At 63.3% G+C, this 13,294-nt stretch carries 9 protein-coding genes; 1 reads left to right on the top strand and 8 read right to left on the bottom strand.

The features are described 5' to 3' along the window. Nucleotides 1–20 precede the first annotated feature (20 nt). The 8 genes from HCR76_RS03910 to sucC all read right to left on the bottom strand — a co-directional run bounded on the left by HCR76_RS03910 (nucleotide 21) and on the right by sucC (nucleotide 10,884). Nucleotides 21–1,838 (bottom strand): ABC transporter ATP-binding protein, encoded by a 1,818-nt coding sequence (locus HCR76_RS03910; protein WP_166988410.1) that lies wholly within the window; start codon nucleotides 1,836–1,838, stop codon nucleotides 21–23. Then, a complete protein-coding gene (locus HCR76_RS03905; RefSeq protein ID WP_166988408.1) occupies nucleotides 1,835–3,655 on the bottom strand; it encodes an ABC transporter ATP-binding protein in 1,821 nt (606 codons plus the stop codon). Before HCR76_RS03905 ends, HCR76_RS03910 begins: the two co-directional genes overlap by 4 nt. Nucleotides 3,656–3,971: 316 nt before the next feature. Continuing rightward, on the bottom strand, nucleotides 3,972–5,177 hold the full coding sequence (locus HCR76_RS03900) for a dimethylarginine dimethylaminohydrolase family protein (RefSeq protein WP_235933930.1): 1,206 nt from the start codon (nucleotides 5,175–5,177) through the stop codon (nucleotides 3,972–3,974). Between the two features lie 74 nt (nucleotides 5,178–5,251). Continuing rightward, nucleotides 5,252–6,844: a bifunctional phosphoribosylaminoimidazolecarboxamide formyltransferase/IMP cyclohydrolase gene (gene purH / locus HCR76_RS03895; protein ID WP_166988406.1), complete on the bottom strand. Its 1,593-nt coding sequence runs from the start codon at nucleotides 6,842–6,844 to the stop codon at nucleotides 5,252–5,254. A 21-nt stretch (nucleotides 6,845–6,865) separates the two neighbouring features. Continuing rightward, nucleotides 6,866–7,447 carry a phosphoribosylglycinamide formyltransferase gene (purN, locus tag HCR76_RS03890; protein WP_166988404.1) on the bottom strand — a complete coding sequence of 194 codons (582 nt, stop codon included), beginning with the start codon at nucleotides 7,445–7,447 and terminating at the stop codon, nucleotides 6,866–6,868. Between the two features lie 9 nt (nucleotides 7,448–7,456). Then, nucleotides 7,457–8,719, bottom strand: coding sequence for a cell division protein PerM (locus tag HCR76_RS03885; protein ID WP_166988402.1), 1,263 nt, complete (start codon nucleotides 8,717–8,719; stop codon nucleotides 7,457–7,459). 82 nt (nucleotides 8,720–8,801) lie between these two features. After that, entirely contained in the window at nucleotides 8,802–9,689 is an 888-nt protein-coding gene (gene sucD, locus HCR76_RS03880; RefSeq protein WP_166988400.1) for a succinate--CoA ligase subunit alpha, read from the bottom strand. Nucleotides 9,690–9,717: 28 nt separating this feature from the next. Further along, on the bottom strand, nucleotides 9,718–10,884 hold the full coding sequence (gene sucC / locus HCR76_RS03875) for an ADP-forming succinate--CoA ligase subunit beta (protein ID WP_166988398.1): 1,167 nt from the start codon (nucleotides 10,882–10,884) through the stop codon (nucleotides 9,718–9,720). A 246-nt stretch (nucleotides 10,885–11,130) separates the two neighbouring features. Here sucC and HCR76_RS03870 point away from each other — a divergent pair, with 246 nt between their 5' ends. Continuing rightward, on the top strand, nucleotides 11,131–13,263 hold the full coding sequence (locus HCR76_RS03870; RefSeq protein ID WP_166988396.1) for a HelD family protein: 2,133 nt from the start codon (nucleotides 11,131–11,133) through the stop codon (nucleotides 13,261–13,263). The last annotated feature ends 31 nt before the right edge of the window (nucleotides 13,264–13,294 follow it).

The following is a 13,294-nucleotide window of genomic DNA, read 5'->3' as shown; positions in this document are numbered from 1 at the left end:
CAGCGTAGCGGCACCCGCACTTACACGAGCGAGTCCCGCCACGCGGCGTGGAGCTGTGCGAACCTCCCCGTTCCAGCGATCAGCGCCGTAGGCGTTCCGTCTTCAACGATGCGACCGTGCTCCATGACAAGCACGCGGTCGGCGATCGCAACCGTCGACAGCCTGTGTGCGATGATCACGGCAGTGCGATCGGCAAGAAGCGTCTGCAGGGCCTCCTGCACAAGCCGCTCACTCGGAATGTCGAGTGACGCCGTGGCTTCGTCGAGAATCAGCACAGCGGGGTCGGCGAGGAAAGCCCTGGCAAAGGAGATCAGCTGCCGCTGTCCCGCAGAGACACGGCCTCCGCGCTCGTTCACGTCGGTGTCGTACCCGTCCGGCAGATCATCGATGAACTGGTGCGCTCCAACGGCGTGTGCGGCAGCGACGATCTCGTCGCGCGATGCATCGGGCCGTCCGAGCGCAATGTTGTCGGCGACGGTGCCCGAAAACAGGTAGGCCTCCTGCGTCACCATCACGATCGCCCGACGCAGGTCTTTCGGGTGCAGTTGTCGCAGATCGACGTCATCTAGCAGCACCGCGCCCCGTGTTGGATCGTAGAACCGGGAGATGAGCTTGGCGAGGGTGGATTTGCCCGCGCCCGTCGATCCAACGAGCGCAATCGTCTGTCCCGCGGGAATGTCGAGGGTGAAGCTGGGCAGCACAGTTGTGTTCTCGTTGTACGCAAACGTGACGTCGTCGAACGTGACGCGGCCTTTGGCCGACCACAGGTCGATAGGCGATGTCGGATCGGGAACACTCGGGCGCTCTTCGAGCACACCCGAAATCTTCTCGAGTGCCGCTGCTGCCGACTGGTAGGCGTTGTAGAACATCGCCATCTCTTCCATCGGATCGAAGAACCGCCGCACGTAGAGCACGGCCGCAAGCAGCGCCCCGATTTCCATGTGGCCGTCCACGACGCGGTAGCCTCCGACGAGCAGAACGGCGGCGACGGCGAGGTTTCCGATCATGATGATTCCGGGCTCGTAGATTCCGAAGAGCTGAATCGTGCGAGCGTTGATGTCGCGATAGTCCTCGACGAGTCGGCCGAACTCCTTCTCGTTGCGCTTCTCCTTGCGAAATGCCTTCACGGCGCGAATGCCAGTCATCGACTCGACGAAGTGCACGATCACGCGAGCGGACAGCACACGGGACTTTCGGAACATCACCTGGGATCGCTTCTGGAACCAGCGCGTCAAGAAGTACAGCGGCACGACAGAGCACACGACAACGAGCCCGCTCGTCCAGTCGAGCAGAAACAGCGCACCGAAGATGAATCCCATGTAGAGGATTCCGTTGACCAGCTGACTGATGCCCTCATCGAGCAGCTGCTTGATGGCATCCAGATCACTGGTCTGACGCGAGATGATGCGCCCAGATGTGTATGACTCGTGAAATTCGAGGCTGAGCTTCTGCGTGTGCTGAAACACCCGCATTCGCAGATCGAGCAGAACGGCCTGGCTCACACGTGCACTCGCAACAACGTAGCTCGCCATGAAGGTGGCGGCGGCGAGCGCTGTGACAAGGTAGACGACACCGACGCCGAGCGCCGGCAGCCAATCGGCCCGATCGATCACGGCGGGCAGTGCCGTATCGATTCCGAATGCGATGAGCGCGGGACCGGCAACACTGGATGCTGTTGAGATGATCACCAGCGTCATCGCGCCGACCACCCGCGCACGCAGCGGCTTCAGCAGCGTGCCGAGAAGCCGCAACGACCGCTGGCGAATCTGCCTGCTCTCTTCTTTCGTGAGGTCTCCGCGCTCCTCGCCGGACACACCTCGCACGGTAGCCGTGCTCATTGTGCAACCTCCTCGCGTTCGCGCTTCTCTTCGTCTTCGAGCGACGAGATCACGAACCGGTAGTGCTCGTTGCGCGCGAGCAATTCTGTGTGCGTGCCGACATCGGCGATGCGGCCGTTCTGCATGAGGGCGACGCGATCCGCGAGCGCCACGGTTGACGGACGGTGGGCAACGATGAGCGCCGTCGTCGACGCGAGCACGCGTCGCAGCGCTGCTTCGACGAGCGCCTCCGTGTCGACGTCGAGCGCCGAGAGCGGGTCGTCGAGAACCAGCACAGAGGGTGCGGCCGCCACGGCACGTGCAAGCGCAAGCCGCTGTCGCTGACCGCCAGAGAGACTCATTCCCTCTTCGCCCACTGTCGTGTCGACACCGTTCGGCAGGTCGTGAACGAACTGGGCCTGCGCAATGCCAATTGCCTCGTCGAGAATCTGCTGTGCCTCGACGCTGTCGAGATCGAGATGCTCTCGCCCGAGAAGCACGTTTTCACGCACGGATGCCGAGAACAGCGTCGCGTCTTCAAACGCCATGGCGACGTGGCGACGCAGCTCCCCTCTCGTGAGGTCACGTACATCGACGCCGTCCAGACGTACGGCCCCTCCCGTGAGGTCGTAGATGCGGGTCGTGAGCGAGGTGAGCGTCGTCTTGCCGCATCCGGTCAAACCGACGAGCGCCATTGTCTCCCCCGGCTCGATCGTCAGGTTCACGCCATTGATGAGGTCGGGGTAATGCTCGGGCGTGTCCGCGAAGCGAAAGTGCACGTCGGCGAATTCGAGGCGACCGAGCGGGTTCTCGATGGTCTGCGGATGCTCGGGGTCGGTGATCGTGTTCACCTCGTCGAGCACCTCGAAGACGCGGTCGACGGCAGTGCGCGTATCGAAAGTCATCGAGAGCAGAAAGCCGATGGACTCGATCGGAAAGCGCAGCACCGTCGCTGTGGCGAAGAACGCGAAAAGCTCGCCCACGTTGATCTGCCCAAGCGACGCGAGCCAGATGCCTGCGACGAGGCACAGCCCGAACCCGATGTCGGGCAGCAGAATCAGCCAGTACCAGATGCCGGCGATCGCCTTCGCCTTCTCAATCTCGACACCGCGAAGGCTCTCGGCACGAACGGAGAAGCCAGCGAGCGCGTGCTTACCCCGGCCGAATGCCTTGAGCACTCGAATGCCGTGAACCGCCTCTTCGACGTTCGTGGCGAGGTCGCCCGCTTGATCCTGACTGCGGCGTGCAATCGTGGAGTACCGCTTCTCAAAGGTGTACCCATAAATCCAGACAGGGATGGCGCAGACCAGGAAGATCAGGCCGAGCAGCCAATGCCAGGAGAAGAGCAGCGCTGCGCCGATGATGATCGTCAGCACGTTGACGACGAGCAGAACGGTGCCGAACGAGAGCCAGCGACGAATCAGGCTGAGATCCTGCATCATGCGCGACAACAGCTGCCCTGAGGGCCAGCGGTCGTGGAAGGCGACAGGAAGGTCTTGGAGCTGACGGTAGATCTCGTTGCGCATCTTTGCCTCGACCGTCGTGCCCGGCAGCAGCACGAACCAGCGGCGAAGGGCGATCATCGCCGCTTCGACGACGCCGAGCGCAAGGATCACGCCGACGGCGGGCCAGATCTCTGCGGGATCTCTCTGCGCGAGGGCACCGTTGACGAGCTTTTCGAGCACCATCGGAATGACGAGCGCAACGATCGAACCGAGAAGGGCAGCGACCATTCCGAGCGAAATGCGCGGCAGCGCATGCTTGACGAACGGATAGATGCGCCAGATTGCCTGAACGGTGGTGAGGTTGGATTTTCGCGTGGCTTCAGTGCCGGACATAGTGTGCGTCTCGCTTGAGGTTGTTTCGGCGGTCAATGCAGACGACGAGCGTCAGGGCGCGTTCGTTGTCGGACGACAGGCCGGACGGTGCCGGCCAGGGGATCAGGTTGCGGGGAGGGCGTCTGCGCTACATGGCGCTGACGGGGCCGGAGTATCCGACGACCGCGCGCGTGCGGAAGCGACGACTGCCCGGCAACCCGGAAATGGCATTCGGCATATCGACCTCCCTGCGTACTCGTGGATCGCGCTGCATGACCGTTCTCTCAGTACGCAGCCTTATAGACTAAACGAGTTTCACTCGCCAGCGCAAGTGGGGTCAGCGCACCCGAACTGACAGGCATGTCACTGATCCGCCGAGCTTCTCGAACTCAGAGATATCGACGGTGACAACCGTATACCCGAGGTCGTCAAGCAGCTCGGCCGTGAGGGGTGCGGATTCTGAGACCAGCACCGTGTCATCGGTGAGCACCACGACCGCGGCCCCTGCGGGTTCCGGAGCAGCGATGAACCCGGGAAACAGGCTCAGAGTGTCGATTGACGATGGGTCTCCGATGAACGTTCCGTCTGGAAGCGCGGTGATCGCCGACTTGAGATGGTGCACCTTGCTCATGGGTGCCGCGACAATCGAGTAGCCGTATGGTGCGACGATGCTGCGCAGCTGGCGAATTGCTTCGGCGTTTGTACGCTCGGAGCGTCCGACGTACAGGGTGTCGCCGACGAGCAGTGCGTCGCCTCCCTCGAACGTGCCTGGATCCATGATGCGCTCGACGGTGAAGCCGAGATCGTTGACGGTGTCTTCGATTCCATCGAGCTCGCGACGCCGAGTTTCGTCGACGGGGCGGGTGATGATCGCGAGGTCGTCGAGCAGCACGACGCCGTCTTGCACGAAGACGGAGTCGGGGAGCTCGCTGGCGAAGGCGACCTCCTGTGTCGTCCAGCCGTTGTCTTCGAACGCCGCCGTGTAGGCGTCCCACTGCTTGTCGGCGAGGTCCGAATCAAACTCTGTCTCGACGTCGTCGCCATCGTCGGTCAGTGCGGTGGCGGGAAGCCTCACGAGGGCGATGCGGCGCTCAGCGGCTCGCGGTGCCTCTCGGTACCCGACGGTTGCCGAATACACGGCCCTGCCGACGGTGGGCACGCCGATAAACACGGTGAGCGCGTAGATGGCGTTCGTGCTCGTGAGCGTACCGACGATCAGTCCGAAGATTTCTCCCGACATCTCGCCGCCCTGCTGCACCGTTGTCAGCAGCACGCCGACGACGGGCGCGACGATGCCGATGACGATGCCGGCTGGCAGCGCCCATTTCCACGTGGTCAGGGCGCCAAGCATCCCGGCGATGAAGAGCAGCAAGAATGTGAAGAGGCTGGCGAGAATGAAGTATGAGCTTGCCGGCCCGATGATCGTCGGCTGCATCTGATTGACGAGAAAGAATGCTGTCACTGCGGCAACATGGGCCATAAGTGCGACAAGAACGGCAGATGCAAGCGACGCGATAACGCGGCGGGCCCAGGTGACAGTCATGACAACGAGCCTACGGGATGTCAGTGGCCGGGCACTCCACGCGCCCGACCCCTATCGGTGGATTCACACGGGGATCAATGAAAAAAGTGCCGCTCTCCGCTGAAGTACATGGTGACGCCGGCAGCCTTCGCCGCGGCGATCACCTCTTCATCGCGCACCGATCCGCCCGGCTGCACGACCGCCTTCACGCCGCCCTTCAGCAGAATTTCAAGGCCGTCGGCAAAGGGGAAGAAGGCATCGGATGCCGCGACAGAGCCCGCCGCGCGATCGCCCGCACGCTTGACGGCAAGTTCGCACGAGTCGACGCGGTTCACCTGGCCCATGCCGACACCGACTGCCGCACCCGACTTGGCGAGCAGAATGGCGTTCGACTTGACGCTGCGGCAGGCCTTCCATGCGAAGGCGAGGTCGGCCAGCGTCGCCTCATCTGACGGTTCCCCCGACACGAGTTGCCAGTCGGAGGTGACGTTCGCTTCGGGATCGAAGCGATCAGACTCCTGCACGAGAAGGCCGCCAGAGATCTGCTTCGCCTCGAGCGCCTCGAGCGCGAAGCCGTCGGGGAGCTGCAGAATACGCAGGTTCTTCTTCGTCTGAAGCAGGGCGAGTGCGTCGTCGTCGAATCCCGGAGCGACGATCACCTCGGTGAAGATCTCTTTGACAGCTTCGGCCATACCCAGAGTCACTGTGCGGTTCGCCGCGATCACTCCCCCGTATGCCGACACGGGATCGGTGTCGTGAGCGCGGCGGTGCGCCGACGCGATCGGGTCACCTGCTTTGGGCTTGGCTACGGCGATGCCGCACGGGTTCGCGTGCTTGACAACGGCGACAGCGGGTTCGGCGAAATCGTAGGCTGCGCGCACAGCAGCATCCGCGTCTGTGAAGTTGTTGAAGCTCATCTCCTTGCCGTGCAGCTGGGTCGCCTGCGCGATGCCCTGGCCTCCGGCGCGCAGATAGAGCGCCGCCTCCTGGTGCGAGTTCTCGCCGTAGCGCAGAACGTGCGACAGTTCGCCCTGAATTGTCAGCGACGAACCGAAGCCTTCAGCGGCATCCGTGAACCAGCCGGCGACAGCCGTGTCATATGATGCCGTGTGCGAAAAGGCCTGAGCGGCGAGGGCGCGGCGCTGAACGAGAGTCGTGCCGCCAGCGGCCACGGCATCGATGATCTCAGCGTACGAGGCAGGTGAGACGACGACGGCGACGTTGGGGTGGTTCTTTGCCGCCGCGCGAACCATCGACGGGCCGCCGATGTCGATCTGCTCGACGATGTCGTTGGCCTCGGCTCCGGACGCGACGGTCTCAACAAACGGATACAGGTTGACAACCACGAGCTCAAAGGGCTCGATGCTGAAGTCGGCGAGCTGCTTCTCGTGCGTCTCGAGGCGCAGATCGGCGAGCAGTCCCGCATGAACCGTGGGGTGCAGCGTCTTGACGCGCCCGTCGAGCATCTCTGGCGAGCCCGTCATGGTGGCGACATCGGTGACGGGGTAGCCGGCATCGCGGATGGTCTGCGCCGTCGAGCCGGTCGACACAATCTCAACACCAGAGTTCGCGAGCGCGCTGGCCAGGTCGATGAGTCCGGTTTTGTCGCTCACGGAGATGAGCGCCCGCTTGATGCGAACGACGTCGCGTTCGCGATACAGGCTCTTGTCGTGGCTGGGTCCGCTCATTGCTGCTCCTTCGATTGGGGTTTAGACCGTGCGCAGGTCGAGGCCATTTGCGATATCGAGCACGGTCTGCACGAGCAACCGGCGCTCAACGGGTTTGATGCGCTCGTGCAGGGACTGCTCGGTGTCGTCCGGAGCAACCGGAACACGCTCCTGCACGATGATCGAGCCCGTGTCGACGCCGTTGTCGACAACGATGATGGATGCCCCAGATTCCGTCGCGCCCGCGGCAACCGCATCGCGCACGGCGTGGGCGCCGGGAAATTCGGGGAGATAGGCCGGGTGGGTGTTGATGAGATTCGGCGACAGAGCGCTCACGACGGATGCTGGCAGGAGCCGCATGAGTCCGGACAGAACGACGACATCGGCGTCCCACACCCGAATCTGCTCGAGGAGTGCCCGACCCCATTCTTCGCGACTGTCGAACGACGTATACGGAACGGTGAAGGTGGGAACACCGAACTCGTCGGCGTGCGCAAGCCCCGCGGCATCCCTGTCCGCGCCCACCGCAAGAATTCGTGCGGGGAACTCGGCGTCCGATGCCGCGTCGAGGAGGGCGCGGAGGTTGGAGCCCCCGCCGGAGATCAGCACGACGAGTGAGAGCACCCGTTTATCCTACCCGTCGTGCGACCGCATGCCTCGCGCAGCCGATCGAGCGGAAGATGCCACTCTCTCTGAGCTGCCAGAGGCCATTCCGACAAGAGCACCGACGGTGACGAGCGCTGCGCACATCGCGCCAGCGAGCAGCGGCTGAGGACCGACGCTCTCAAAGCGCGACGGCCCCGCCGCGCCGGCCGACCACCAGGCGAGCAGCGCCATTTCGCCTCCGGCAATCACGCCGATGACGACGGCGCTCAGGGCGAGGTACCCCACCCGAGACCGGATGCCGAGTGCGGCTATCACCTGGTCGCGCGCCGAGAGCGCCGCGATAAAGCCGGCGATCAGCGGCACAGCCAGCCCAAGAAACCCGAAAGCGAGATCGTTGCTTGGAAGGCTTCCGAGCAACGGAACGCTCGGAACAGGGCCGGTGATGGTGCCCGATGGCGACACAATAGATCCTTCGCCGAGCGTGAAGCCCGGCCCGACGAGCCAGGATGCCGTCCAGATGACGATGTTCGGCATGAACGCGATCTGGGCGATCGTGACGGCTACGCCGCCCACAACACCGACCTGGGCCGCCTCGTAGAGCGAGACGACAGAACTGAATCCCAACGCGATGCTCACGGTGACGACGAGTCCTGCGCCGACGATGAGCAGGGCGACGGCACCCGTTGCCGCGCGCAGGGCAGACACGATGATCGAGTCGATGTGCGACGGCATCCGGTCTCGAAGGTCTTCGATGCGCTCAAGCACGGGGTCGTCCGTGTCTCCGACAGCAAGCTCGATGCCCACGCCGGCAACGAGCCCGAGACCCCAGACGAGAGCGGGAACAACAAACGCCTGCCACGGAGACGGCGATGCGATTGCGTTGATCGCCGTGATGCCGACGATGCCAGCGAATACGACGAAGACGGCGAAGGAGGTGATGATCGCCGCGAGCCACGAGCCGCTGCGCACCGAACGTCGGCCGGTGCGTACACCCATGAGAACGGTGAACAGTGCAAACGCGAGGGGCGCGAACGAGACGATGAACGGTTCGGCTGCGGCGCGGATGCCCACGATCTGCAGCGTCGCGTCGTTCAGTGTGACCGTGAGATCAACGCCATTTCCGAGCAGCCAGATATCGGCTGCGGCGCGCCAGAACACAAACCAGTCGACGCTGAAGTCGTATTGAATCGCCCACAGAAGCGTGAGCGGGACGAGCGGAAGAAACACGCCGATGGCCACGACGATTAACGCTTCGAGAGCGGCGAGAAGTGAGGCAGTGAGGCGGTTCATCCGGTGGCCAAGCCTACCCTGGGCTTCCCGAGATACGCGTCAGGCCCCGCCGATTCACGGCGAGGCCTGACGTAGCGTCGACTCAGAGGCTTGCGATGATCTCGCGCATGAGTTCTGCGGTTTCGCTCGGGGTCTTGCCGACCTTGACGCCAGCTGCCTCGAGGGCTTCCTTCTTCGCCTGGGCGGTTCCGGCCGAACCGGAGACGATCGCACCGGCGTGGCCCATCGTCTTGCCCTCGGGGGCGGTGAAGCCGGCGACGTAGCCGACAACCGGCTTCGTCACGTTTGCCTTGATGTACTCGGCAGCGCGCTCTTCGGCGTCGCCTCCGATCTCACCGATCATCACCATGGCCTTGGTCTCGGGGTCGGCTTCGAACGCGGCGAGTGCGTCGATATGTGTCGTGCCGATGATCGGGTCTCCGCCAATGCCGATGGCGGTGGAGAAGCCGATCTCACGCAGTTCGTACATCATCTGGTAGGTCAGGGTGCCCGACTTCGACACAAGACCGATCGGGCCTTTGCCCGTGATGTTTGCCGGGGTGATGCCGACGAGCGACTCTTCGGGCGTGATGATGCCGGGGCAGTTCGGTCCGATGATGCGGGTCTTGTTGCCCTTCTCCTGAGCGTAGGCCCAGAACTCGGCGGAGTCGCCAACGGGTACACCCTCGGTGATGATGACAAGCAGCGGAATCTCAGCATCGATGGCCTCGACGACGGCATCCTTTGTGAATGCCGGGGGCACGAACGCGATCGACACGTCTGCGCCGGTCTTCTCGATCGCCTCAGCGACGGTGCCGAAGACGGGCAGTTCGACGTCGCCGTGCTTGACTGTGGTGCCTGCCTTGCGAGCGTTCACCCCGCCGACGACGTTAGTACCGGCCTTCAGCATGAGAGCGGTGTGCTTCGTGCCTTCACCGCCCGTGATGCCCTGGACGATGACCTTGGAATCCTTATTGAGAAAGATTGACATATCAGTTGTTCCTAAAGCTCTGTGGGTCTCAGCGGGCGTTGGCGAGTTCGGCGGCCTTGTCGGCGCCCTCGTCCATCGTCGCGGCAAGCGTGACAAGCGGGTGGTCGGCGTCGGCGAGGATGCGTCGACCCTCGTCGACCTTGTTGCCGTCGAGCCGCACGACGAGAGGCTTGTTCGCGCTGTCTCCGAGCTCGGCAAGCGCTCCGACAATGCCCTTCGCGACGGCGTCGCACGCGGTGATCCCGCCGAACACATTCACGAAGACCGACTTGACCTGCTCGTCGCCGAGAATGACGTCGAGCCCAGCAGCCATGACCTCGGCCGATGCTCCGCCGCCGATGTCGAGGAAGTTTGCGGGCTTCACATTGCCGTGGTTCTCGCCAGCGTAGGCGACAACGTCGAGGGTCGACATGACGAGTCCTGCGCCGTTTCCGATAACTCCGACCTCGCCGTCGAGCTTCACGTAGTTGAGGTCTTGTGCCTTCGCCTTCGCTTCGAGCGGGTCAGCTGCTGTCTTGTCTTCGAGGTCGGCATGGCCGGGGTGGCGGAAGCCGGCGTTCTCGTCGATGGAGACCTTGCCGTCAAGAGCGATGATGTCGCCCTCTTCAGTGAGAACGAGAGGGTTGACTTCGACGAGGGTCGCGTCTTCGCCCGTGTAGACGTCGTAGAGCTTCACGAAGACGGGAGCGACCTTCTCGACGAGCTCAGCGGAGAATCCAGCAGCCACGGCGATCTCGCGGGCCTTTGCCTCGTCGATGCCTGTGCCTGGCGTGACCTCGATGCGTGCGAGGGCCTCAGGCTTCTCCACAGCGAGCTGCTCAATCTCCATGCCGCCCTCGACGCTGCACAGGGAGAGGTAAGAGCGGTTTGCCCTGTCGAGCAGAACAGAGAAGTAGAACTCCTCTGCAATGCGAGCTCCGCCGGCGACCATAACGCGCTTCACGATGTGGCCCTTGATGTCGAGCCCGAGAATTGCGCGTGCGGCATCTTCAGCCTCGTCAGGGTTCTTCGCTACCTTGACGCCGCCAGCCTTGCCGCGGCCTCCGATCTTCACCTGAGCCTTCACGACGACGACACCGCCGAGCTTCTCTGCTGCTGCACGCACCTCCTCTGGGGTGTCCGCGATGATGCCCGGAAGCACCGGGACCTCATGCTTCTCAAACAGGTCTCGTGCCTGGTACTCGTAAAGATCCACGTAGGTTCCTAACCGCTCTCAGGGGGCGTTGCATTGTGATGTCCGAAATTCGCGACGTGCTCGGCATTCTCGACGCCGAGAGAAAATCGCCACCACCACTTTACTCTGGGTCCTCCCCGCTGCCGGGCGGCCTTTCGCCAGACGGAACAGTGCCTGCGCAAAACCGTTGACGTGATCGGGAATACTGAGCACCGGACGCGCGTTGGGCATTGACCTACGCCTATGTGATTCTTCGAAAGAGGTCAGGTGCAACGACGCGACGCCGCTACTTTGTCCACCATCGATTCAGCAGCTCATACAACCGCCCTGTCTGAGGAACAAGAGAAACTCGACGAAGCCTTTGCCGGGCGCGACAGAATTTTGGCCCACGTCGATGCGCAGCTCGCCACCCAGACACGCGATGCAACGCAGATGGCTCGAATGCAACTGCTGCGACGTCAACGTGCCGAATTGCAGAACGCCGACCACGGTTTGATCTTCGGGCGTCTTGACGCACACGATCGCACAGTCCGGCACCTCGGACGTGTCGGCATTCCCGGTGCAACTGACGACGACGATCCACTCGTGATCGATTGGCGTGCTCCTGCTGCACGCGCTTTCTACACGGCAACGCCCGTTGATCCTCAGGGTCAGGCCCGCCGTCGTCACGTGCGCACTCTCGGACGCGAGGTGGTCGGCGTTGACGATGAGCCGTTAGACGGCTCGGCAGAGACCGAACTGGTGGGCGAGGGCGCGCTGCTCGCTGCTCTTGGGGAGCGCCGCACCGGCCAGATGGGATCAGCGGCGGCGACTCTGCAGCGTGAGCAAGACGACGTTGTCCGAGCGGATGCGCGTGGCCCGCTGATCGTGCAAGGTGGGCCGGGCACTGGCAAGACCGTTGTCGCGCTTCACCGTGTGGCCTATCTTCTGTTCACGTACCCTCAACTCGCCGCGCAGGGCGTTCTCGTTATCGGACCGTCTCCACGCTTCCTCGACTACATCGCGCAGGTGCTGCCCGCGCTCGGCGAGACCGCCGTTGTGTCGTCGACCGTCGACAGTCTTGTGCCGGGCATTGAAGTTGAGCGAGCCGAATCACGTGCGATCGCAGAGCTCAAGGGACGCGCGTCCTGGCAACAATCGCTCATGAATTATGTCGCGGCACGCGTCCCGCAGGCAGAAGATCTCGAACTGCTGTGGGAGGGCGAAAGCGTCGTGTTGCCAGCATCCAGCATTGCTCGTGCGCTGGCTGCGTCAACGTCTGGTCGTTCCTACCACGCTGCGCGCACAGCGTTCGCGGAACGAATCCACGAGCTGCTCGCCGATGCTGTCGTCGAACACAGCGAGGCTCTCCTTGCACAGGCAGAGGAAGGTTTCGAAGACATTCTCGGGAAGATCGATGCTGGTCTCGCGCGCTCAGATGACCGCGCACTGCCCGATGGAGCACGAGGCAGCGAGATTGACGGTACGTTCTCAGACGAAGACGTTGAGCGTTTGCGCGAAAGAATCTCGACGGATAGGGCCTTGACTCAGCTGCTCGACGAGTGGTGGCCGACTCTGGAGGTTGAGTCGGAACTGCGCCGCCTGCTGACAAGCAGAGAGTTGCTGCACCTATGGATGCCGTCGCTGAGCGACTCCGACGTGAATCTGATCGTCGGTGAGCCAACGGGCTGGGCGCCAAGCGATATTCCTCTGCTCGATGCACTGTACGACCTCATCGGATCTCTCGATGCGCGGGGCGAGCAGGGCGAGTTTCTGGCTGAGCGCGCGGCGGCACAGCGCGACTGGGTATACGGTCACGTTGTCATTGACGAGGCGCAGGAACTGACGGAAATGCACTGGCAGATGGTCTTGCGGCGCTGCCCATCACGGTCGATCACAGCGGTTGGAGACATCGACCAGACCGAGGCTCCGCACCAGCACACAACGTGGGAGCACGCCGTCGGTGCTGCGCTCGCGACGCGCTGGACCGAGGCACGGTTGACGATCTGTTATCGAACACCGTCTGAGGTGATGGCTCTCACCGGGCCGGTGCTCGCGCGTGCCGGTAGTCGCAATGAACCTCCTCGCGCCGTCAGGTCCGTCGGCATCGAGCCGTGGGAACGCACGGTGTCCGCCGACGACCTTCCTGCGTCTGCCACAGCTGCTGTCACCACGTTGGCGGCGTCGTGGAGCGGCGGAACCGTCGGGGTCGTTGCGCCGGTCAGCCGGGTCTCGGATCTGCGGAAGGCGATGCCCGATGTCCCCGTGCTTACTGCCGCCGAGGCCAAGGGACTGGAGTGGGATGCCACATTACTGATCGACCCCGCAGGCATCGCCGCGGAGCCTCGAGGGTGGAACGGTCTCTACGTCGCGTTGACGCGTTGCACACAAGAACTCGGGCAACTGCATGTGAACGCCTGACGGCCTGTAGCGTCCCTCGACAGCGCGTACG

Source organism: Paramicrobacterium chengjingii (assembly GCF_011751765.2).
Lineage (GTDB): Bacteria > Actinomycetota > Actinomycetes > Actinomycetales > Microbacteriaceae > Paramicrobacterium > Paramicrobacterium chengjingii.
This window is presented reverse-complemented; position numbering and strand designations above follow the sequence as displayed.